The sequence below is a fragment of the Actinoplanes lobatus genome (assembly GCF_014205215.1).
Taxonomy (GTDB): Bacteria; Actinomycetota; Actinomycetes; order Mycobacteriales; family Micromonosporaceae; genus Actinoplanes; species Actinoplanes lobatus.
Window position 1 is genome coordinate 7554586 of record NZ_JACHNC010000001.1, and the last position, 22621, is coordinate 7577206.

21 protein-coding genes are annotated in these 22621 nt (G+C 72.0%); 11 read left to right on the forward strand and 10 right to left on the reverse strand.

Going from position 1 to position 22621, the window contains the following annotated elements; all coding sequences use genetic code 11:
- Positions 1 to 81: 81 nt before the first annotated feature.
- Both BJ964_RS34515 and BJ964_RS34520 read right to left on the reverse strand, forming a co-directional pair.
- Positions 82 to 525, reverse strand: coding sequence for a hypothetical protein (locus tag BJ964_RS34515; RefSeq protein WP_188124559.1), 444 nt, complete (start codon positions 523 to 525; stop codon positions 82 to 84).
- A gap of 1 nt (position 526) precedes the next feature.
- Positions 527 to 1108, reverse strand: a complete 582-nt coding sequence (locus tag BJ964_RS34520; RefSeq protein ID WP_188124560.1) for an RNA polymerase sigma factor — start codon at positions 1106 to 1108, stop codon at positions 527 to 529.
- 169 nt (positions 1109 to 1277) lie between these two features.
- Between BJ964_RS34520 and BJ964_RS34525 the strand changes: the two genes are divergently transcribed.
- Positions 1278 to 1679, forward strand: coding sequence for a hypothetical protein (locus BJ964_RS34525; RefSeq protein WP_188124561.1), 402 nt, complete (start codon positions 1278 to 1280; stop codon positions 1677 to 1679).
- Positions 1680 to 1693: 14 nt separating this feature from the next.
- On the opposite strand, the gene BJ964_RS34530 is transcribed toward BJ964_RS34525, so the two are convergent.
- From BJ964_RS34530 to BJ964_RS34545, 4 genes are all read right to left on the reverse strand, one after another.
- Positions 1694 to 2437, reverse strand: coding sequence for an AfsR/SARP family transcriptional regulator (locus BJ964_RS34530; protein ID WP_188124562.1), 744 nt, complete (start codon positions 2435 to 2437; stop codon positions 1694 to 1696).
- 1199 nt (positions 2438 to 3636) lie between these two features.
- Positions 3637 to 4149: a hypothetical protein gene (locus BJ964_RS34535; RefSeq protein WP_188124563.1), complete on the reverse strand. Its 513-nt coding sequence runs from the start codon at positions 4147 to 4149 to the stop codon at positions 3637 to 3639.
- Entirely contained in the window at positions 4149 to 4766 is a 618-nt protein-coding gene (locus tag BJ964_RS34540) for a DUF2625 family protein (protein WP_188124564.1), read from the reverse strand. Before BJ964_RS34540 ends, BJ964_RS34535 begins: the two co-directional genes overlap by 1 nt.
- 33 nt (positions 4767 to 4799) lie before the next feature.
- Positions 4800 to 5537: a hypothetical protein gene (locus tag BJ964_RS34545; RefSeq protein WP_188124565.1), complete on the reverse strand. Its 738-nt coding sequence runs from the start codon at positions 5535 to 5537 to the stop codon at positions 4800 to 4802.
- A gap of 35 nt (positions 5538 to 5572) precedes the next feature.
- Between BJ964_RS34545 and BJ964_RS34550 the strand changes: the two genes are divergently transcribed.
- The 3 genes from BJ964_RS34550 (at position 5573) to BJ964_RS34560 (ending at position 10092) form a co-directional block, all read left to right on the forward strand.
- On the forward strand, positions 5573 to 8383 hold the full coding sequence (locus BJ964_RS34550; RefSeq protein ID WP_188124566.1) for an AfsR/SARP family transcriptional regulator: 2811 nt from the start codon (positions 5573 to 5575) through the stop codon (positions 8381 to 8383).
- Positions 8384 to 8456: 73 nt separating this feature from the next.
- Positions 8457 to 9605 carry a hypothetical protein gene (locus BJ964_RS34555; protein ID WP_188124567.1) on the forward strand — a complete coding sequence of 383 codons (1149 nt, stop codon included), beginning with the start codon at positions 8457 to 8459 and terminating at the stop codon, positions 9603 to 9605.
- A gap of 40 nt (positions 9606 to 9645) precedes the next feature.
- Positions 9646 to 10092 (forward strand): group II truncated hemoglobin, encoded by a 447-nt coding sequence (locus BJ964_RS34560; RefSeq protein ID WP_188124568.1) that lies wholly within the window; start codon positions 9646 to 9648, stop codon positions 10090 to 10092.
- A 36-nt stretch (positions 10093 to 10128) separates the two neighbouring features.
- Here the strand turns inward: BJ964_RS34560 and BJ964_RS34565 are convergent, their stop codons facing one another.
- Positions 10129 to 11259: a molybdopterin molybdotransferase MoeA gene (locus BJ964_RS34565; protein ID WP_203832740.1), complete on the reverse strand. Its 1131-nt coding sequence runs from the start codon at positions 11257 to 11259 to the stop codon at positions 10129 to 10131.
- 8 nt (positions 11260 to 11267) lie between these two features.
- Positions 11268 to 11585: a class I SAM-dependent methyltransferase gene (locus BJ964_RS34570; protein ID WP_229807322.1), complete on the reverse strand. Its 318-nt coding sequence runs from the start codon at positions 11583 to 11585 to the stop codon at positions 11268 to 11270.
- A gap of 90 nt (positions 11586 to 11675) precedes the next feature.
- On the opposite strand from BJ964_RS34570, the gene modA reads away from it, so the two are divergent.
- The 4 genes from modA (at position 11676) to BJ964_RS34590 (ending at position 14493) form a co-directional block, all read left to right on the forward strand.
- Entirely contained in the window at positions 11676 to 12434 is a 759-nt protein-coding gene (gene modA / locus BJ964_RS34575; RefSeq protein WP_188127341.1) for a molybdate ABC transporter substrate-binding protein, read from the forward strand.
- Positions 12435 to 12512: 78 nt separating this feature from the next.
- Complete coding sequence (locus BJ964_RS34580) at positions 12513 to 13169, forward strand: HAD family hydrolase (protein ID WP_223149662.1); 657 nt, start codon at positions 12513 to 12515, stop codon at positions 13167 to 13169.
- Positions 13170 to 13261: 92 nt separating this feature from the next.
- Entirely contained in the window at positions 13262 to 13873 is a 612-nt protein-coding gene (locus tag BJ964_RS34585) for a lipoprotein (RefSeq protein WP_188124570.1), read from the forward strand.
- On the forward strand, positions 13870 to 14493 hold the full coding sequence (locus BJ964_RS34590; RefSeq protein ID WP_188124571.1) for a hypothetical protein: 624 nt from the start codon (positions 13870 to 13872) through the stop codon (positions 14491 to 14493). Before BJ964_RS34585 ends, BJ964_RS34590 begins: the two co-directional genes overlap by 4 nt.
- Positions 14494 to 14509: 16 nt before the next feature.
- Here the strand turns inward: BJ964_RS34590 and BJ964_RS34595 are convergent, their stop codons facing one another.
- Together BJ964_RS34595 and BJ964_RS34600 are read right to left on the reverse strand one after the other, a co-directional pair.
- A complete protein-coding gene (locus BJ964_RS34595; protein ID WP_188124572.1) occupies positions 14510 to 15523 on the reverse strand; it encodes an ALF repeat-containing protein in 1014 nt (337 codons plus the stop codon).
- 118 nt (positions 15524 to 15641) lie between these two features.
- Entirely contained in the window at positions 15642 to 17489 is a 1848-nt protein-coding gene (locus tag BJ964_RS34600; protein WP_188124573.1) for a caspase family protein, read from the reverse strand.
- A 138-nt stretch (positions 17490 to 17627) separates the two neighbouring features.
- On the opposite strand from BJ964_RS34600, the gene BJ964_RS34605 reads away from it, so the two are divergent.
- From BJ964_RS34605 to BJ964_RS34610, 3 genes are all read left to right on the forward strand, one after another.
- On the forward strand, positions 17628 to 18623 hold the full coding sequence (locus BJ964_RS34605) for a hypothetical protein (RefSeq protein WP_188124574.1): 996 nt from the start codon (positions 17628 to 17630) through the stop codon (positions 18621 to 18623).
- 82 nt (positions 18624 to 18705) lie between these two features.
- Entirely contained in the window at positions 18706 to 18834 is a 129-nt protein-coding gene (locus tag BJ964_RS48550; protein ID WP_262479403.1) for a hypothetical protein, read from the forward strand.
- Between the two features lie 38 nt (positions 18835 to 18872).
- Positions 18873 to 22460 carry a tetratricopeptide repeat protein gene (locus BJ964_RS34610; RefSeq protein WP_316254211.1) on the forward strand — a complete coding sequence of 1196 codons (3588 nt, stop codon included), beginning with the start codon at positions 18873 to 18875 and terminating at the stop codon, positions 22458 to 22460.
- Positions 22461 to 22621: the final 161 nt, after the last annotated feature.

The following is a 22621-nucleotide window of genomic DNA, read 5'->3' on the forward strand; positions in this document are numbered from 1 at the left end:
GCTCTGTCGGATACGTGGATCGAATTGCCACGGATTCGGGAATTCGGTCGGCTCGGGCATTGTTCTCTCGCTCTCTCGGCGTCAGCCGATCGCCACCCACCCGGTGACGATCGGTGTGGCGGCGCCCCGCAGCCGTACCCGGAACGACCTCACCGCGGGCAGGTCCGCATCGAACCTGCCCGCGCTGTCGATCGGCCGGCGCACGGTGCCCCCGTGATGAAGCAGTTCGGCCTCGGTGTGACCGGCCGGCTCGACCGACCCGTCCAGTTCGAACCCGCCCGCGGTGCGGGTCACCCCCAGATGAATGCAGACACCGTCCGGGCCGGCCGGGCCGAACACCAGCATCCTGGTGTCGTCCGGGCCCCGGGTCAGCGCCTCGGTGTCGATCAACGAGTCCCACTCCAGATCGGCGAAGTCCTCGTCGGCCGTACGGAACGCGAACGCCGCGAGCGCGTACCGCTCCACCGCTTCGGGCATCGGATCCGCCCGGGCGATCAGCCCCCGTAGCACGGTTTCGAGTTCCATGTCATTCATGAGCACGCCCCCGAGCCTCTGATACATCCACGAGCCGGCGAAGTTTCTCCAGACAGCGGCGACGGGTCGGGCCCAGCGAGCCGATCGGCATGTCCAGGGCGGCGGCGGCCTCCACGTACGACGGCGGCGGCTCGGCCATCAACACCCGCAACAACCGTTGGCAGGCGTCACCGAGCCGGTCCAGCGCCCGCCACACCCGGCCGGCCAGCTCCGCCCGGCGCACCTCCTCGTCCCCGGCGACCACCACGTCCTCGGCCGCCGGCGACATCCCGGTCCACGCCAGATCCCCGGTCGGTGTCACCCGGTTGCGGGCGGTCAGCACCCGCAGCGACTCCCGCCGCGCCGTCGTCGCCAGCCAGGCGCCCGCGTGCTCCGGCTCCTTGAGCGTGTCCAGCGACCGGGCGAACCGCTCCCACGTCGTCTGCGCCACGTCCTCGGCGTCGGCGGAACCGAGCCGGTGCGCCCGCGCGACCGACCAGACCAGCCCGGCGTACGCCCTGACCAGCGCCTCCCAGGCGCGACTGTCACCGGCGGCCGCCCGGTGCACCAGCACGGCCGTCTCGTTCGGCTCCATCGGAGTCTCCTTCGGTCGCCTCTGCGTAACCGGCCCCGAGGGGCCCGCACCAGGGACTGTCGCCCAACCGACACGCCAGGGGGTGACACGCAGATTAAGAGCCTGGTAAGTGCCGGCGGGTGTGGTCTGCCGGTCAGCCACACACCATATGAGAACGAGGAGAAGAACAATGGCCGCCGCTCCCAACGCCTTCGATGCCCAGATCAACTCGCTGTACCCGGTCCGCAAGAACACCGACTTCACCATCTCGGTACTCGACGCGACCAAGCCGTTCGACGTCCTCGCCGACGTCGAGATCGGCGAGGGCCTCAACGAGTTCGTCATGAAGCACCTGCTCCAGGTGTCGGTCATCAACCGCAGCACCGCGACCAGGGTCGCCTTCGCGGATCTGGCGGAAGACCTCAAGGCCGAGGACAACACGCCACGCACCGCACGGCTGCGTGTGCCGTTCGGGCCCCTGCTCAACGTGAACTCCGGCGACGTCATGGAACTCGTGGCGACCTACACGGTCACCGCCGGCGTGAACACCAGCGTCTCCAACGAGATCAGCGACACCTTCACCATCCAGTGACGGTGGACGAGCGGCTACGCCGGCTGGCGTAGCCGCTCGTACAGTTCGGTCGTCTCACCCGCCGGCCGCACCCGCAGGTCGTCCCAGAGCGTCACGACCAACTGCCGGTACTGCAACAGCGCCAGATGCCGCAGCCCGGTCCGCGCGTAACACAGCATCAGCCCACGATGCACGTCCTCGTTGCACGGATCGTCGGCGAGGACCCGCCGGGCCAGCGTCGCGGCCGGGCCGTGGTCACCACGATCGGTGTACAGCACCACGAGCCGGCTCTGCGCCTCCAGCGCCAGCGCCCGCAACGCCTCGCGCCGGTCGGCCGCCCACTCCGCGTACGGCTGATCCGCCAGGAACCCACCCCGGAACAGCAGGCCCGCCGCCTCCAGACAGTGCGCCGCCTCCGCCGGATCCACCGCCCGCCGGCCCTCCCGGCAGCACCGTTCGAACTCCTCGGCGTCCGTCCACACCAGCGCCGACCGGACGATCCGGTAACCCTCCCCGCACCGCTCGATCAACTCGGCCGGCCGCAGCATCCGCCGCGCCCCGGTCAGCGCCACATGCAGACTGTTGCGCGCCGCCGCCGGCCGCGCACGCGGCCAGAACGTCTCGGTCAGCACGTCCCGCGGCGCCGCCGACTCACGATGCGTGAGCAGATAGGCGATCAGATCCCGGCTGCGACGGCTCGCCCGGGTGTCGATCAGCCGGCCGTTCACCACCAACCGGAACTCGCCGAGCAGATACGCCCGGACCCGTACATCACCCATGCCCTTCAGAGCCGCGCGATTCCCGGCAGATACCCGCCGCGTCGTCCGGCATCCCCGTCCGTGGCCAGGACCTCAGAAACGGCCCCTTCAAACCCGTTTTTCGGTACGCGTGACGCCGTCCTCGTCTCATCAGGGCCGTTCCGTCCGGTCGGCGCGATCTCGCTGCCCCCTCCGGCCCGTGCCGCGCCCGCCGGGCGTAGATCGGTCGGACACTCCCGCATGTGCCGCCGGTCGCGCTGGGTGGGTGGTTGGGGTGGTGATCGCCAGGCATGCGGGGTGCTGCTCGCGGCCGTCATGCCGGTCGCGCCATGAGGGTGCCCGTCGGGAGTCACTCACCGTGACTGTGGCGGTGAGTGAGTGGAGGCGCGTGGTACATCGGTGCTGTTCCGGCAAGCTCGATCTTCCACAAGGGCCGGTGAACGGGGTCCCTCGCTTACACGGCGTGTCGGCCAGTCGGGTTTGTGGGGTGAGCGGGCACGAAAGTCGTCGGGTGGGCGGCCGTCACGGCGATGGGCGGGGTGGGCGCACACGCTGGTGATGTCGTGGTCGCCTACCTGCCCTATATCGGTGGTGGCCGCGCACGCGGCAACTTGCGTGTGCGGCCACCACCGCTTCGGCAACTCGACCGTGTGCACCCGCCCGTGCCGAAGCCGGACCGTGTGCACCCACCCGCCGGGCGGGTGGCCGTGTTCGGCCGCCGGGCCTGGCGGGACCGCGGATGACGATTGCCGTGACCGGCGCTACGGTCGAGAGCGGTAACCCGGCTGCCCGGCCAGCTACACCGTGACCACCCGCCCACGGCGACCGGCGCAACGGTCGAGAGTGGGCACCCCGGGTGCCTGGCGATCACCACCGCGACCACCCGCCCAGGGCGAGCCGGTCCGCCGAGGGCGAGAGCCGGCGCCCCGGCCGTGACCGGCGGCAACGAGAGGGACGCGGCACGCCGGACGGCCTGCCCGGCCACCGAACTACGCCCGGTGGGCGCGGCAAAGGGCGGAGCGGGCAGCGAGATCGCGCCGACTGAACGGGACAGCCCTGATGAGGCGGGACGAGGACACGCGTACCGGAAAAGGAGCTGGAAGCGAAACGCGGACCTCGCCCACGAAGGATCTCCAGCCTGACCGTGCGGCTGGCGCCGCACGGGCCCCCGGGTCCAGCCCGATTCAGGGCCGCGTAGCGCTAACGCGGACCTGGAGCACTTACTGGCCCTGCGGCTGTGCGGGCCAGGCGGCGCGGCGGCGGCGCGACGCGGCGACGGCGGCCAGAACCAGCCCCACCGCGGTCAGCAGCGCCGCCGCCAGCAGGGCGAACATCCGCGTGGCCGTGTCGCGGATCAGGGGCGCCTCGGTGGCGGCCAGGGACGTCTCGCTCGACGTGCAGGTGAGCGTGTAATCGCCGGGTGGGGAAGCCGTCAGCAGCATGGCGGCGTACCAGGTTCGGCCGTCCGCCCGTACCGAAAGGCTTTGATCCGGAAGCATCATCGTGGACGGGCCCTCCGGCGGAGCGCCCACGATCTCGCAACTGACCCGGCCGCCCTCGGTCGTCACCCACAGCATCGCCCCGCGTTCCGGCAAGGTCACCGTGACCGGTTGGCCGAGCGGGATCTGCCGGAGCGGGCCGCCGTCGAGGGGGACACCGAACCAGACCGCGGTGCCGAGCGCCAGGCCGGTGGTGGCTACGAGCCCGGCGAGGAGGAGCCAGACGCGGCGCATCAGAGGACCTGGAGGGACAGGGCCTCGGCCATCGGGACCGGGTGGCGGGAGACGGTGTTCAGGTTCTTGCCCTCGACGGTCCACGGTGGCGGGAACAGGGAGATCGCCTGGTCCAGGCCACACGCGGCGACCTCCTCGGCCCAGCCGTCCCAGCGCAGGTCCGCGTAGAACTGTGCCGTCGCGCCGCCGAGCATAGCGGCCAGCCACTGCCCGTACCCGATCTCCAGGTCCGCCCAGCGCAGGCTGTCCGGCGCGAAATAGCGGATCGACGGCGTGCCGCCGTCGGCGGCCCAGGCGAACCGGCCACCCAGCACGTCCACGCCGACCAGCAGCGGGCCGTCGGTGGGGTTCATCTCGCCGAGCGACGCCAGCCGGTCGCCGGCGCTGCCGGAACCGAACACGCGCAGCCAGCCGTGGTCGATCACCAGCCCACCGGTACGGTGCACGACCGCGCCCAGCCACGACCGGGTGGTCACCTGCACCCGCTCCAGTTCCGCGTCGGCCCGGCCCTGGTCGGCGGGGAGGACCGTCACCGGGCAGGGTGCGGCCGCGACGGCGTCCAGGATCTCCGGCCAGGCGGAATCCTCGGTGTCGATCAGATCGGCGAGCGCGCGCATGGCGGGCACTCTACCGCTGTTGATCAAGCAGCGTCAGCGTGTGCAGGTCCGGCCCGGTTCGATCGGCCGGTGGCACAGGGTGCACAGAACCTCGGGGACCGTCTCGTGGACGGTCGCCGCGTAGATGGTGGGATTCGCCTCGGCGGCCTGTAGCGGGGTGCGGGCGAAGTAGCGGATCGTCCACCTGTCCCGGCCCGGGGGCCATCCCCTCAGCGTGGCCTGGACCGCGACGTCCCCGGAACACCACCACCACTCGGCCGGGCCGCTGGCCTCGGGCACCGGTGGCGGCAGCACGCTCTCATCGATCACCGGCGGGACGTGCGCGGGGGTTCGGCACTCGAAGGTGCGATGGCACCAGCCGCGCACCTCGACCATCAGGGCATGCCGCTCCAGGCGCTGATCGACGGACCGGTCGATGACCCGGAACGGCCATCGACCGGCTCCCATGGCGGTACGGCCGTCGGCGAGGACGCTCAGACCCCAGGTCCAGTCGCCGTCCAGGATCCCGTGGAAGGCCGGGCCCAACGGCGTGGCATGCACCGACGGGGGGCCGTCCAGCCCGTACTCCATGTTGTTGCCGCCCAGGACGGGATAGGTCAGGCCGCCGTAACGCTCCTCGAACCGGACCATCGCGTCGGCGAGGTCGCCGGCCGGGAGCGCGGACCGGATCGCCGATGCGGTCGTTCGTGGACCGCGACGCGAGCGCGCCCGCAGGAAGCGCCGGAGACGAGCAGAGATGTTCGGGTCATCCGCGATGTGTATGCCGGCCACCCTACGCGGTCGACAGGCGTCTATATGGTGTGGTCGTGGACCGCGGCATGGAGTTCCGGGTGCTGGGGGCGGTCGAGGTCCGGGCCGGGGGACGGGCGGTGCCGGCCGGGGAGCCGCGTCAGCGTGCCGTGCTCGCGGTGCTGCTGCTCGAGGCCGGACGTCCGGTCGCCCTGGAGACGCTGATCGGGCGGGTGTGGGGTGAGACGGCGCCGCCGGGGGCCCGCCGGTCGGTCTACGCCTACGTGGCCCGCCTGCGCCGCGTGCTCGGGGACGCCGCCGACCAGCCGCTGATCCGTACCTCCGGAGGCTATCTGCTCGACGCCGACCCGCAGCAGGTCGACGTGCTGTGGTTCCGGGCCCTGCTGGCGCGCGGCGAGGCCCGCGCCGCCCTCGACCTCTGGCGGGGCGAGCCCCTGACCGGCGTCGGCGGCGTGTGGGCCGACCGGATCCGCGAGACGCTGCGCGACGAGCACGCGGACGCGGTCGTCGCCTGGGCGCACACCGAGATCCGCGACGGCCGGGCCGAGACGGTGCTGGCGCCGCTGACCGAGCTGGCCGAGCAGCGGCCCTTGTTCGAACCGGCCACCGAGGCGCTGATCCGGGCCCTGCACACGGCCGGCCGGCCCGCCGACGCGCTGATCCGCTACGACCGGATCCGCCGCCTGCTCCGCGACGAGCTCGGCGCCGACCCGGGACCGGCTCTCCAGGCCGCCCACCGGGTGGTGCTGCGCAACGAGCCGGCCGCGGTCACGGTCCGGCCGGTGCCCGCGCAACTGCCCGCCGACGTGCCCGCGTTCACCGGCCGGGCCGCCGAACTGGCCGAACTCGACCGGACCGGAACCCCGCCGGTCGTCTGTCTCACCGGCACACCGGGCGCCGGCAAGACCGCCCTGGCCGTGCACTGGGCGCACCGGGCCCGCGACCGGTTCCCCGACGGCCAGCTGTACGTCAACCTGCGCGGCTTCGACCCGGAACTACCGGTGACGCCCCTGGAGGCGCTCGGCACCCTGCTCGCCGCGGTCCTGCCGCACGGCCGGGCGGCGCCGGCCGGGCTGGACGAACGCGCGGCCCAGTACCGCACCGAACTGGCCTGCCGCCGCATGCTCGTGGTGCTCGACAACGCGGCCACCGTCGAGCAGGTCCGGCACCTGCTGCCCGGCGCACCCACCTGCGCGGTCCTGGTCACCAGCCGTGACTCGCTGGCCGGCCTGGTGTCGGTGCACGGCGCCCACCGGATCGCCCTGGACGTGCTGCCGGCTCCCGACGCGGCCGCGCTGCTGCGCGAACTCGTCGGCGACCGGGTCGGCCGGGAGCCGGACGCGGCCGCGACGCTGGTCGAGCAGTGCGCCCGCCTGCCGCTGGCGTTGCGGATCGCCGCCGAACTCGCCGCGTCCCGGCCGGGCGCCACCCTCCGCGCCCTCACCACCGAACTGGCCGGGCAGCGCCGTCTCGACCTGCTCAGCGACGGCGGTGATCCACGGGCCGCGGTCCGGGCCGTCTTCTCCTGGTCGCTGCGGCACCTGCCGGCCGCGGCCGTGGACCTGTTCGCGCTGCTCGGGCTGCATCCCGGCCCGTGGATCGACGCGCTCGCCGCCGCCGCGCTGTCCGGCCGTCCGGTGGGCGAGACGCTCCCCGTGCTGACCCGGGCGCACCTGATCCACCGGGTCGCCGACGACCGGTACGGGCTGCACGACCTGCTGCGCGCGTACGCCGCCGAACGGGCCGCCGACGGTCCGGCCGCACTCGCCCGCCTGTACGACCACTACCTGGGCGCGGCCTCGGCGGCGATGCAGGTGCTCTACCCCGGCGAGGCGGGCCGGCGGCCACCGGTGACGGAGCGCGGGCCGCTGCCGGACATCGCCGCACCGGAGACGGCACGCGACTGGCTGCACACCGAGCTGCCGAACCTCACCGCCGTCGCCGTGCACGCCGCCGCCCACGGGGCACCGGCCGTGACCGTGCGACTCGCCGCGATCCTGTACCGCTACCTCGACGGCGACCAGCACAGCGCCGCCGTGGTCGTCTTCGAGACGGCCCGCGCCGCGTCCCGGGATCTCGGCGACGAACCCGGCGAGGCGTACGCGCTGAACGCGCTCGCCTACACGTACGCGCAGGAGGGCCGGCACCCGGTCGCGATCGAGCGCCTGGAGGAGGCGCTGCGGCTCTCGTCACGGGCCGGCGACGAGGTGGGCGAGGCCCGGGCGCTCGGCAACCTCGCGATGATCGAGGAACAACTCGGCCGGTACGAGAATGCCGCGCAGCGGTTCGAACAGGCGCTGCACCGTTTCCGGCGGCTCGGCGACCGCACCGGCGAGGCGCACGTGCGCACCCGGCTCGCCTCGGTCGAGGCGCGCCTCGGCCACGTCGGCACGGCTCGCGGGTACGCCGAACGGGCGCTGGCGATGCACCGGCGGTCCGGGCACCGGTTCGGCGAGGCGTGGGCTCTGAACAGCCTGAGCGAGGTCGAGTCGCACAGCGGCCGGCACGCGGCGGCCGCCGACGGGCACCGGCAGGCCCTGGCGCTGTTCCGGGAACTCGGGCACCGCAGCAGCCAGGCGTGGACCCTGGACAGTCTCGGCGTGGGGGAGCGGCGGCTCGGCCGCTACGGGCGGGCCGGTGAACACCATCGGCAGGCCCTGGAGATCTTCGACGATCTCGGGGAACGGTTCGGGCAGGCGTCGGCGCTCAACGGCCTCGGCGAGACCTACGACGCGTGCGGTGACCGGGAACGGGCGCTTTCCGCGTACCGTCGCGCCCTTGAACTGGCCGTGCGGACCGGCGCCCGTGACCAGCAGGCCCGAGCGGAAGCCGGCATCGGCGAAGGCGAAGCCGAGCCGGACCACTGACCGTCCACAACATTTCCGCAAGCCGCCGTGGACAGGCTTCCTCCGAACACGAAACCCGAAACGGGGAGGAAGAATGCTCAAACTCGGCAGAGCACTCGGGTACGCGCTGACCGGCGTGACCGCGGCCACGGTGATCGGGATCGTCCCGGCGCCGGCCGTCGCGGCCGCGGCCCCGCTGCCCTCGGACGTCACGGCGCTCAGCACCCCGGCCGCCGATCCGTTCGGCCGGTTCATCGTCTCCCGCGGCCTGGACGGCACCATGCTGTACAGCCGCGGCAACCCGGCCGCCAACACCTACGACCCGTTCGTCTCCACCGGACAGGCCATCCTCGGCGACCCCACCGGCGTCCTGACCCCGGACGGGGCACAGGTGTTCGGCCGGGACGTCTTCAACCAGCCGGTCACCGCGCTGGGCGCCGCCTTCAACCAGCCCACCGGTTTCCAGGTGATCCCCGGGCTGCTCATCTCCAGCGAGATCGCGGCGGTCCAGATCCCGCCGCGCGGCTCCCAGCCGCCGCAGACCCGGATCTTCGCCCGCGGCCTGGAGGACGGCGCCGTCTACACCAACCTGCTCATCCAGGGCAGCCCGCAAGGCTGGGTGAACCTGGGCGGCGTCATCACCAGCGAGATCGCCGCGGCCGTCACCGGGCCGCTCGACTTCACCGTCAACCTGCGGCTCGTGGTGCGCGGCACCGACAACCGGCTGTACTCGATGCTGTTCAACAACACCAACGGCTTGGTGTCCGGCTGGAACCCGGTCGGCGACCTCATCGCCACCGGCAACCCGGAACTGCTGTCCAACGGCGGCACCCAGGAGCTGCGCGGCAACGAGCTGTTCGTCCGCGGGGCGCCCCGCAACGCCGTGTTCACCTGGAACTTCGACAGCCCCGGCTGGGTCGACCTGGGCGGCGTCGCCAACAGCGACCTCACCGCGGCGGTCGCCTCCGACGGCGGGGTGCAGTTCTGGGTGCGCGGCACCACCAACAACATCTACCTGAACCGCCGCGCGCCCGGTTCGGCCAGGTTCGGCGGCTACGTCAACCTGCGCGGCATCGGCACCGGCAACCCGGTCTCCACCGGGGCCGCGCCGTTCTCCGGCCGGACGGTGGCCGACCAGGTGTTCGTCCGCGGCACCGACAACCGCCTCTACGGCCTGATCCAGGTCAACTTCGTCGGCGGCTTCGACCGGTTCGTGCCGATCAACGGCCCGGCGCAGGGCTGACGGCATTGCCACAGCTGAGGGGGCGTGTAATTGTGTAATCATGACCGGCGTTGAGACCACATTGTACGAACATGTCGGCGGCCACGGTGCGTTGCACCGTCTGGTCGCCGACTGGTATCCGACCGTTCTCGCCGACCCACTCCTGCACCCGCTCTTCGGTGACGGGCACCCCGAACACATCGACCATCTGACCGCGTTCCTGGGCGAGGTGTTCGGCGGGCCCACCACGTACACCGATGATCTCGGAGGTTTTCCGGCGATCCTGGAGGCGCATCGCGGAAAAAGGATCCGTGCGGATCAGCGGCAGCGTTTCATCGACCTCTTCCTGGCCGCCGCCGACCGCACCGGCCTGCCCGGCGACTCCCGCACCCGGACGGCACTGCGCGACTACCTCGACTTCGGCACCGAGGTGGCCGTCCAGAACTCGCACGCGACCGCCGACACCGACCTGCACCCCTGTCAGGAGGTGCCGCGCTGGGACGGCTGAGTTTCCCTCAACGGGAGCCGCCCACCGCTGCCGATTTCACGGCAGGGCGAGCAGCGGGGCGGCGGCGCCGTCGGTCCACGTGTCGGGCAGGACGGCCAGGGCGTCGGCGATGGCCGCCAGGTGCAGGCCCGCCGAACCGCCCGGGCCCGCGATGCGGCCGCCGGTCACCGGGACGATGCGGGCGCCGCCGGGCATCAGCCGGGCGCGGCCGCTCACCGCGGCGGTCGGCAGCGGGCCGGGCGGACGTCCGGCCAGCGTCGCCACCAGCGGTTCGAGCAGGGTCAAGGCGGCGACCAGGCCGGCGTACGGGTTCCCCGGCAAGCTCACCACGAACCGCCCGTCCGGCAGCACCGCCAGGCCCTGCGGGTGCCCGGGACGGCACCGCACGCCGCACACCAGCCAGGTCGCCTTCTCCGCGGCCAGCAGCGTGTGCAGGTGATCGGCGGCCCCCTTCGACGACGAACCACTCACCACGATCACGTCCGCGCCGGACCCGGCGAGGGCGGCGGCCAGCCGGTCCGGGTCGTCGGGCAGATGCCGGCTGTCCCGGAAACGGCCGCCGGCCCGGGTGGCGACCGCCGCGACCGGCCCGGTGAAACTGTCCCGCACCTGACCCGGCCCCGGCACCCCACTGGTGATCACCTCATCGCCGGTGACCAGCAGCGACACGGTCGGCGGCCGATGCGTGGAGACCGTCTGCGCCCCGGCCTGCACGGCGGCCGCGACCACGGTGGCCGTCACGACCCGCCCGGCCGGAACCACCACCGCTCCCTCGGCGAGCGCATCCCCGGCCCGCCGGATGTGCGCCCGCTGCCCGCGCACCGCGTGCACGACACCCGCGGTCACCGTGCACTCCTCGTACGGCAGCACCGCCTCGGCCCCGTCCGGCACCGGCGCCCCGGTCGCGATCTCCACGGCGTCACCGGGGCCCAGCGGCTCTCCGGTGGCGTGGCCGGCGAGCACCCGTCCCCGTACGGTCCACGGCCCGTCACCGGCGACCGCGTAACCGTCCATGGCCGCGTTGTCGAACGCCGGCACCGGCCGTACACAGCACACCGGCCCGGCGAGCACCTGCCCGAGGGCCTCCTCCACGGGCACGGTCCGGCCGGGCAGGGGATCGGCGGCGTCCCGTGCGATGACGTACGCCTGATCCCACGGGGCTCCCACGATCTCTCCTATCGGCGGGCCGCCACCGCGAGGAACCGGTGCTCGGCGTCGTCGTAGCCGGTCAGCACCCAGCCGGTGTCGGCGGCGGTGACCCGCAGGACGTGCTCGGCCAGCGGCTCGTCCGGCCCCAGCGTACGGCCATGCCGGGCGGCGAGCGCGGCCCGGCCCGACGGGTGGAACAGCACCAGCCGCCCGCCCGGCCGGGTGATCCGGGCCAGCTCCCGCAGCCCGCCGGCCGGGGACGGCAGGTGGTTGATCAGCCCGGCGGCGAACACCGCGTCCACCGACCCGGTCGCCAGCGGAAGCCGCCGGGCGTCATCATGCATCTGCGACACCAGCAAGCCAATCGCCCCGGCATCTGCTGGGAGTTCAGCTGATATACAGCCGCACATGTCTGCCGCTATGGTGAGCCGGTGATCAAACGTTTCGCCACCGCGGCCGGACTCGCGGTTCTTCTCACGTTCGGGCTCGCCGGCTGCGGTGACAGCGGTGACACCAAGGAGGAAGGCGAGACCGGCGCGGTCACCGTCTTCGCCGCCGCCTCGCTCACCGAGTCGTTCACCACCCTCGGCAAGCAGTTCGAGGCCGCCCACCCGGGCAGCAAGGTCACCTTCAACTTCGGCGGCAGCTCGGGGCTGGCCACCCAGATCAACGAGGGCGCCCCGGCGGACGTGTTCGCCTCCGCCTCCCCGAAGACCATGCAGACCGTCACCAGCGCCGAGAACCCGGTCACGTTCGTACGCAATCAGCTCGTCATCGCCGTTGCCAAGGGCAACCCGAAAGGCATCACCGGGCTCGCCGACCTGACCAAACCGGACCTGAAGGTGGCGCTCTGCGCCGAGGCCGTCCCGTGCGGCGCCGCCGCCAAGACCGCCCTCGAGGCGGCCGGTGTCAAACTCACCCCGGTCACCCTGGAGCAGGACGTGAAGGCCGCCCTGTCCAAGGTGAAACTCGGCGAGGTCGACGCCGCCCTGGTCTACCGCACCGACGCCAAGGCGTCTGCCGCCGACGTGGACGGCATCGAGTTCCCCGAGTCCGCCAAGGCGATCAACGACTACCCGATCGCCCTGCTCAAGAGCGCCGCCAACACCACCGGCGGGCAGGCGTTCATCGACTACGTGCTCTCCGCCGACGGGGTGAAGGTCCTCACCGAAGCCGGGTTCCAGGCACCCTAGGACCACGCACCCCCGGGCCGGAACGGGAATCGGACTGTCGTCGGTCATGCCGTCATCCGTCCCCCTACGCTACGGATCATGCGTGCCGTGCTGTTCGATCTCGATGACACCCTGGTGGACCAGGAGAGCGCCTCCGCGGCCGCGGTCGTGGCGTGGGCCGCGACGTTCGGGATCACCGACGCCGGGGTGGCCCGGCGCTGGTCCGGGATCTCCCACCGGCACTACGCGCGCTACCAGCGCCGCGAGATCACCTTCACCGGGCAGCGGCGCGACCGGGTGCGGGAGTTCCTCGGCCGGGAGATGACCGACGCCGAGGCGGACGAACTGTTCGCCGGATACCTGGAACGGTACGAGGCCGGCTGGACGATCTTCGATGACGCGGTGCCGGCGCTGCGGCGGGCCCGGGCGGCCGGGCTGACCGTCGGCATCCTCACCAACGGCGAGGAGGGCCAGCAGCGCCGCAAAGTGGACCGGTTCGGCCTGACCGCCGAGATCGACCTGCTCGTGGCGTCGTCGGTGCTGCCCGCCGGCAAACCGGACCCGCGGGCGTTCGGGTACGCGGTCGGCCTGCTCGGCACGGCCCCGGCCGAGACGCTGATGGTCGGCAACTCGCTCGGCAAGGACGTCCTCGGCGCCCAGAACGCCGGCCTGCTCGCCGTACTGCTCGACCGCGCCGACGCCCACCCCGGCGCCGGCGTCCACCGCGTCCGCTCCCTCGACGAGCTCACCTTCTGAGGGGCGACCGATCACGGCCCGGCAGTCTCACCCGCCTCCAGGCGCCGGTACCGGACGGTCCCCATCCGGCGACCCGATAAGCTCCCGTGCTCGTGAAGATCTCCAAGGTTGCCGTGGCCGCGGTTCTGGCCGTCGGCGGTTGTTCCAGCACCTCATCACCCACCCCACAAGCCGAGGCGCCGTCCGCCCCCGGCGCCGCTGCCGCCGTCCGGGTCGGGCCCGCGGGCAGCGCCTGCGAGCTGCCCGTCTCGTTCGAGCTGGCGGAGGACTGGGAGCCGAAGGCGGTCGACGTCGAGGCGCTCGGTGAGCTGGCAGAACTGGCCCGGGTCGGTGTCTTCAACGTTCGCTGCGAGATCGACGCGAAACCGGCCGGGAACATCGGCTTCCTGCGGGTGCATGTCGCCGGCGGGCTGTCCGGAGCGCCCCGCGACCACCTGAAGATGTTCGTCAAGGCGAGCTCCCGCGGCCAGGAGGTGTCCGGGGCCACCTACTCCGACGTGCAGATCGGCGGCGGGCAGGCGGCCGAGGTCACCTGGGAGTCCTACAACAAGGTGCTCGACCACAAGAGCAAGTACTCGGCGTTCGCCCTGAACACCAAGGACGGCGCCATGGTCGTGCAGCTCAGCCCGTTCGGAGCGGACGAGCATCCGGGCATGCTGCCGGCGTTCCAGCTCGCCGAGCGCACCCTCGAGATCACATCATGAAGACCATTGCGGGGTACGACGGAGGCCCGCTCGACGACGGCGGCGCCCTGGTCGGCGCGGCCGCGTTCTGGCCGGCCCACCTCGGTCCGCACCTGATGGACCCGATGGAGGACGTGGCCGCCCTGTTCGGCGTCCCGATCGAGGACGTGGAGGCCACCTACGGGCGGCTCACCGGCCACGCCGCCTGGCCGGTGTTCACCTTCGACACCGGCCGGGACGCACGGCTCGCGGTCGTCTACCGCAACCTCGACGAGGACGAGGGCGTCGACTACCTGCTCGTGCCCGACGGCGCGGACGCGATCACCGTCGCCACCGACGAGGGCGGCGCCTTCGGGCGTGGTCTCACCTGGGACGAGGTGGCCGCGCTCGCCGCCCGCCAGCCCGAGCCGATCATCGGCGCCCGGCTGCTGCTGCTCCTGGCCCCGATGATCGTCCACTTCGAGGCGCCGGACCCCGACGTCGTCGCCCGCCTCGCCGAGGCCCTGCGGACGGTCGGGGTGCCCGGCCCCGCCCAGCCGATCGCCGAGCGGATCCTGCACCCCGACGACTACTCCGACGACGAGGAACCGGAAGCCTTCACCCGCGGCGACTCCCTCGCCGACCGCATCCTGGCTCCCTGACCGGTCCCGGCGCCGGTCAGGAATGCATCCAGTCGAGGACGGTGTCCTCGGCGTACCGGATCAGGGTGGTCCACCAGGCCGACCGTTCGGCGGCGTTGCTGGTCTCCGTGAGCCACCGGCCGCGGACGGCCGCCGCGCCGCCGACGATCGGGTCCAGGTAGAAGGTCGACGACGCGCCGGCCCGCTGCGAGACGCGGCCCCACGCCTCGCTCCGGGTCCGCGTCAGCCGCTCGCCCTGGGACCAGTAGGACGGTTGCCGGTTGAACCGGTTGATCAGGTCCTGCCACGCCCGCACGGCGGTGGCGGGGCTCGCGGTGCCCGCCCGGGCGGCCTGGTCGATCTCGACGGCTTGCACGGTCCGGAACCGCAGCTCCGGCCACTTCGCCCACTCGTCGGCGACGTACTGCGCCCGGAGCAGGTCGAGGTCCACGGCAGCCGCGCTGAGCAGGCCGTGGCGCAGGAACTCCGCCAGGTCGGCGTCGGTGTCCACGAATCGGGCACGCTGATAGATGCTGGTGCCCGCGTCGAGGGCGACCAGGGTCGAGAGGAAGTCCCAGTCGGCCGGGGTCACCAGGGCCGCGCCGTCGTCGTACGCAATCCCGGCCTGATCGTCGCGCAGCGCCGCCGCGTAGCCGGTGCCGGCGAACTCGGCCAGCTCCGCATCGGTGCCCTCGAGCGCGCGCCGGGCCGCCGCGGCGACCCATGGGAACGTCGACGCCGGGTGCGCGGCCGCCTTGCTGTTGGCGAAGTCGAGGTGGCCCGCCCGGATCTGTGCCGCCTGGTCCAGCGCGGCCTGGTAGCCGCTGGCGAGAAACGTCGTGACCTGCGCGGCGGTGGCCAGGGCGGCGGTGGCCGCCTCGCGGACGGACCGGCGCGGATCGTGGACCGACAGCCAGAGGACGAACTCCCGGTCGGCCTGGGCCGGGTTCGTCACCAGGGCCGGTGGACCCGCCGCGAACGCCGGCGACGGCGCCACCAGCGCGCCCACTCCGGCGGCGGCCACGGCCCGGAAAACATTCCTGCGCTTCAATGCAACTCCCCGTTGATCACCAAAGATCGATGCGACGGTCAGCAATTGAAGCACACGATCACCATCACGAGACGTACCAGTCGAACCACCGTGGTGACCGTCAACGTGGACGGCGGCTTCACCGTCTGAGCGGAGCGGGAGACAGGTGGAGCCGTACGGTGAGCAGGACGGTTGCCCACTCCGGTCCGCCGTCCGGGTCCGTCGCCTCGTCACGGGTGACAGCCTGGACCGCCAGCCGGTCGAGGACGTTGCGGCTGGTCCGGACGGCCGCCGATCGTGTGGGGACGGGCTCGCCGAGGCGGGGCAGGTCGAACGCGGCCGAGTCGAACGGCTGCTCCGAGACAATGATCTTCCACCACGCCTCGACGACGGCACGGCCGTTCCAGCGATCCTCGGGGATGACGCCGGCCACCGAGAAGCCCTCGGAGACGTCCACGCCGGAACGTGGTGGGATCAGCCGGGTGGGGAGCAGCCGGTCGTGGATCCGGAGATCGTCGGTCAGGGTGAGTAGGGCGCAGTACAGGGGACGGTCGGTCGCGTTGCCCAGGGACAGGTCGTCGGCCGCCTGATAGGCGAGGTCTACGGGATCGCTGTCTCCCGGTGCGGTAGGCCACGACTGGAACGTGTCGAGCATGGGCCGGGGATTGTGGTTGGTCCGGTGCAGGCGCACCTGCCCGCGGGCGATCGTCGACACCGGATTGTCCAGTTGTTTGACGGCCTGCCAGCGGCCCAGATGGTCGAGCCGCTCCCGGACGATGACGGCGCCCTCCGGAGTGGCCGGAACCGGCGCGGCCAGCGGCGTGCCGTCGGGCCCGGCGATCATCAGCCATCCGTAACGAGCGTGGACCACGAACTCGCCGTCGCCGGCTTCGCGGATGTGCGGGGAGTCCGCGATGTGGGCGCGGACCAGGTCGGTGGCCTCCGGGACGCCGTCCAGCCGGATCCCGCCCGGCGGCAGCGGCAGGTCGACGACGGTGGCCGGATACCGCAGGCCCGGGTCGGGGTCCCAGCCGGGGTCGACGGTCACCCGGCAGTGGCGGGACTCCACCTCGGTCACCCGGGCACGGCCCAGCGGTGGTGCGCCGTCCGGCTCCGGAGGATGGACCGCCACGACCGTGGTCCGGCCGTCCAGCGGCGGCGGGACGCGGTGCGCCGGGCCCACGTCGATCCACCAGTGGCCCTGGTAGCGCTCCAGCCTGACCCCGGGCGGGCGCGGCCGCACGATCCCGCCGAACATCGGCTCGTCCATGGAGGCGGGCGGTACGGCGTAGCCGACCGGTTCCTGATCGCCGACCAGCTGGGTGACCCAGTGGTACGCCCAGTTGTGCTGCACGTAGTACGAGAAGGTCTCCGGTGTGGCCAGCCCCTGCCGCAGCATCGCCGAGAAGGCGCCCTGGGAAAGGCTGTCGATCACCAGCTCCGAGGCCGTTTGATCGGGTCGGCAGGCGGCCAGGACGACACGTGGCGGGTTGAGTTCCGGGGTGAGCGCGATCCGGCGCGACTGCGGGTCGGGCGGGACGGCGCGTGACCGTCTGCCGGCACTCGTGTAGCGGTGGGTGTGGCCGCAGTCCAGGATGACCAGCATGTGGGCGCCGCCGGCGGTGACCTCGGCGATCAGGGCGTTGATCTCCGCCTCGGCCAGGTCCGGGACACCGGGTGTCCGGCTGTCGGCGCACACGATGGTCGGGTGTTCGCTTTCCGGTTCCACCGACCCGTACCCGGAGAAGTAGAAGACCGCCGCGTCTCCGGTCCCGGCCCGGGCGAGGTGGCCGGTGAATCCGTCCATGACGGCATGCCGCGTCGCTTCGGCGTCGCGTAGTTCCCGGATCCGCAGCATCGGCCGCGGGACCTGGTCGCGTAGCAGCTCCCGGAACCCGTCGATGTCGTTGAGGCAGCCGTCCAGCGCGGTCATGCGGCCGCCGTAGTCGTTCACACCTACCAGGAGGACGTAGACGTCACCGGCCATGCCGTCACAGTAGGTCCCACCGGCGCTTGAACCAACGGGTCAGGGGCTTCGCGAGATAGTGGTGGCGGGCGGCCCACTACCGCGAATACATTTCGGAACGAACGTCGTGGTGGCCGGACCCAAGCGACAGGAGTGAGTGTGACCGATTCGGACATAGTCGCCGGTCTGCTGCGACCGTACCTTGATTTGTCCCTGCCATCCCTGGTCACCGAGATGCGGGCGGATGCGGTGGAGATCACCACGGCTTCGGTGCCGCACCTGGTGTCGTTCGGCGAGGTCGGTGCGGACGCGGTCGTCTGCCTCGGTCCCTTCGGGGGCGACGTCCGATGGCGTAACCCGCTGCCGCTGATCCGGGCCGGACTGCTGCGCCGGCTGATCGCCGGACAGCGGGAGGCGCCCGCCCCGGCCGTGCTGGCGTTACCGGGTCCGTCGCTGCTCCCCGTGCTGGAGCAGCCGCAGGTCCGCCGGGCAACGGCCAGGGGTGATTTCTCCGCGGTGGCGGAGGCCTACCTGACCGGGCTGACCGACCAGGGCGTACGCCGAATCCTGATCTTCGGATTCTCCCAGGGCGCCTCGCTCGCGGCACACATCGCGGCGCGAGCGCCCCGGCACGGCGTGCAGGTGGACAGTCTGGCGCTCGCCGACCCGCCGGGGTTGCGCCAGGTCGCGTTGCCGGCCCTGGTCGGCCGGTACGTCGGCGAGGGCCCGAAACTGTCCCAGGACGTCGGCCGTAATCCGCTCCTGGGCTACCGCGATGCCTACCACAGCCTGGCCGGTGGTGACCGGGTGCACGCGGTGCTCGGCCGGCTGTCCTTGTCGATCACGCTGGGTCGCGGGCACAGCCGGGGGACCCTGTCCGCGGCCGTCCAAACGGTGCTGGCCCGGGGTGTGCCGGTCAGCATCGCGGTTGGCGGCGCGTCCCGGCTGAGCCCGATCGCCGACGCGCTGGCTTTCACACAGAGTCTGCCGGCGGAAGATCGCCGGCTGTGCGACGTGCTCGTGGTCACCGGCCGACATCACGGCTGGTTGCACGACACCGCGATGTACCTGGAGAGCCAGCTGGTCCATCTCTCGCACAAGTCAGCGTTCGGCCGGCGGGAGGATGCGGCGCCGTGGCCGGCCCGGATCGGCTGACCGCTTCCGGGTGATGGTCCACCGTGTGGCGGGCCGCCGTTCGGGTGATGCCGTCGTGGTGGCGGCAGTCCACGATGGTGTGATGACGCGACAGCGACAGCGGCGGGAGTGGATGGTCGCGGGTGGGGTGTTGTTGGTGGCCGGGGTGGCCGTGCAGACCTTGGACGACGCGGACAACCAGGTCGGCGGCGATGTCGAGTTCGACCGATGAGTCGGTGGTCGAAACCGGGTCCGGTGTCGGAGCAGACCGTGACCGGGAACCTGGTCTTCGGCGACATCGTCCAGATCGCGCACGTGGGTGGGGATGTGACCATCGTCAGCCGGCAGCCGCCGCCGTACCGGGTCGTACCGGCCGATGACCGGCCGGTTCCGGTCAGTGCGGACCGGGCGCGGGCGCAGCCGAGCCGGTTGCTGCTGGCCCGTCACCAGATCGTGCCGTTCACCGGCCGGCAACGCACCCTGGACAGCCTGGCCACCTGGTCGGACGGGTCCGAGCCGGTCGCGGCGCGGCTGATCCACGCTCCCGGAGGACAGGGCAAGACCCGGCTGGCCGGACACGTCGGCGTCCTGGCCGCGGCGGCGGGATGCGCGGTGTGGCAGGTCACCCACACCCCGGCTCTGGCTGCGGGCGCGGATGCCGGTGGGGTGTCGCGGGTCGGGGTGCCCGCCGGTGCGGTGCTGGTGGTGGTCGACTACGCCGACCGGTGGCCGGCCTCGGCACTGTTGGCCCTGCTCACCCAGATGCACGACCTGCACCAGACGCTCCGGGCCCGGATCCGGGTCCTGCTGCTGGCCCGCTCGGACGGTTATTGGTGGCCGGCGGTCGCCGACCGCGCCGACAGCGATCTCGGCATCGACGTCGACCAGATGAGCCTGCCCCCGCTGGCCGCCGACAGCCTCGACGACTGGCCGGGCCTGTTCACCACGGCCGCCGGCCGGTTCGCCGACGCGATGAATCTGCCGGCCCCGGCGGGCGGGTGGCCGGTGCCGCCGCCGTCCGGCCCCGGGTACGGGCAGGTCCTGGCCGTGCACATGGCTGCCCTCGCCACCGTCGACGCCCACCGGCACGGCCGGCAGGCCCCGACCGATCCGGCGGCGGTGTCGACATATCTGCTGCGACGGGAACAGGCCTACTGGCAGCACCTGCACACCCGTCCCGAAGCCCCCGTACCGACCCGGCCGGAACTGATGCACCGGGTCGTGTTCACCGCGACGCTGACCGGCGCCCGGCCCCGTCCCGTCGCCAGGCAGGCACTGACCTGCGCCGGATTCACCGACACCGAGAATCCCGTGGACCGGGTCATCGACGACCACACCGTCTGCTACCCGCCCGCCGATGGGCGCACGGTGTTCGAACCGGTGCACCCGGACCGGCTCGGCGAGGACCTGATCGCCCTGTCGATACCCGACGGCCAGAACGCGGAGAACCGGCTGGCCCGCGACTGGGCGCCCGGGGCGGTCACCGGGCTGCTCACCACCGCGTTGCCAGAGCCGCCGGTGTGGACCGCGGCGGCGGTCACCACGCTGGTCGAGGCCGCCCGCCGATGGCCACACCTGGCCGAGCAGATGCTGTACCCGTTGATCCGGACCCACCCGCACCTGATCATCGCCGCAGGCGGAGCCACCCTCACCCGCCTGACCGGCATCCCCGGCCTCGACCCGGCTGTGCTGGAACCCCTGGAACCGCTGCTACCCGCCAATCGGCACATCGACCTCGACATCGCCGCCGCCATCACCACCACCCTCACCACCCACCGGCTTACCCACACCACTGACCCCGCCGAACAAGCCCGGCTACACGCCACCCACGCCTTCCGACTGGCCAACGCCGGCCGTCGGGAGCAGGCCCTGGCCCGGGCTGAGGAAGCGACCGTCATTTACCGCCGGTTGGCCGAGGCCAACCCTGATGCCTGCCTGCCCGATCTCGCCATGTCGTTGAACAACCTCGGTAACCGCCTGTCCGAGTTGGGCCTTCGGGAGCAGGCTTTGGCCCGGGCTGAGGAAGCGACCGTCATTTACCGCCGGTTGGCCGAGGCCAACCCTGATGCCTGCCTGCCCGATCTCGCCATGTCGTTGAACAACCTCGGTAACCGCCTGTCCGAGTTGGGCCTTCGGGAGCAGGCTTTGGCCCGGGCTGAGGAAGCGACCGTCATTTACCGCCGGTTGGCCGAGGCCAACCCTGATGCCTGCCTGCCCGATCTCGCCATGTCGTTGAACAACCTCGGTAACCGCCTGTCCGAGTTGGGCCTTCGGGAGCAGGCTTTGGCCCGGGCTGAGGAAGCGACCGTCATTTACCGCCGGTTGGCCGAGGCCAACCCTGATGCCTACCTGCCCGACCTCGCCGCGTCGTTGAACAACCTCGGTAACCGCCTGTCCGAGTTGGGCCGCCGGGAGCAGGCCCTGACCGTGGCTGAGGAAGCCGTCACCATTCGGCGTGGGCTGGCCGAGGCCAACCCTGATGCCTACCTGCCCGACCTCGCCGTGTCGTTGAACAATCTCGGTATCTTCCTGTCCGGGCTGGGGCGTCGGGAGCAGGCCCTGGCCCGGGCTGAGGAAGCCGCTACTATCCGGCGTGGGCTGGCCGAGGCCAACCCTGATGCCTACCTGCCCGACCTCGCCGTGTCGTTGAACAATCTCGGTATCTTCCTGTCCGGGCTGGGGCGTCGGGAGCAGGCCCTGGCCCGGGCTGAGGAAGCCGCTACTATCCGGCGTGGGCTGGCCGAGGCCAACCCTGATGCCTACCTGCCCGACCTCGCCGTGTCGTTGAACAATCTCGGTATCTTCCTGTCCGGGCTGGGGCGTCGGGAGCAGGCCTTGGCCCCGGCTGAGGAAGCGACCGTTATTTACCGCCGGTTGGCCGAGGCCAACCCTGATGCCTACCTGCCCGACCTCGCCATGTCGTTGAACAATCTCGGCGCCTTCCTGTCCGAGTTGGGGCGTCGGGAGCAGGCCCTGGCTCAGGCTGAGGAAGCGACCGTCATCTACCGCCGGCTGGCCGAGGCCAACCCTGATGCCTACCTGCCCGACCTCGCCGCGTCGTTGAACAACCTCGGTAACCGCCTGTCCGAGTTGGGCCGTCGGGAGCAGGCCCTGGCCCGGGCTGAGGAAGCCGTCACCATTCGGCGTGGGCTGGCCGAGGCCAACCCTGATGCCTACCTGCCCGACCTCGCCGCGTCGTTGCACAACCTCGGCGCCTTCCTGTCCGAGTTGGGGCGTCGGGAGCAGGCCCTGGCTCAGGCTGAGGAAGCGACCGTCATCTACCGCCGGCTGGCCGAGGCCAACCCTGATGCCTACCTGCCCGACCTCGCCGCGTCGTTGAACAATCTCGGCAACCACCTGTCCGAGTTGGGCCGTCGGGAGCAGGCCCTGGCCCGGGCTGAGGAAGCCGTCACCATTCGGCGTGGGCTGGCCGAGGCCAACCCTGATGCCTACCTGCCCGACCTCGCCGCGTCGTTGCACAACCTCGGCACGTTCCTGTCCGGGCTGGGCCGTCGGGAGCAGGCCCTGGCCCGGGCTGAGGAAGCCGTCACCATTCGGCGTGGGCTGGCCGAGGCCAACCCCGACGCCTACCTGCCCGACCTCGCCATGTCGTTGCGGGCGTACGGGTGGGTGTGCGTGAACGTGAAAGCCAACTATGCCCAGGCTCTGGAATCGGTCACCGAGGCGATCGGCCTCTTCGAGCCACTCACCGAGCAACTGCCCGACGTGTTCGCCGGACAGCTGATTTCGGCGTACCGCACCTTGGCAGATGTCCTCGACGGTCTCGGCCGGGCCGATGAGGCAACGGACCTGCGCCGGCAGCTTGATCAGCTGGCCGGGCACGGCCGGGCCAGCTGACGGCTCGGCCACTCTTGAGGATTCACGGCACCCGCGAACTGACCCATGCGCCACACGTCGATTAGCAGCTGCGTCGCATGTTCAAGGGCCGTTTGCAGGTCGTCCTCGCGGAGACCGCCGAGCACCGGCACCGACCACGTCGCGGCGACATCACCGGTCAT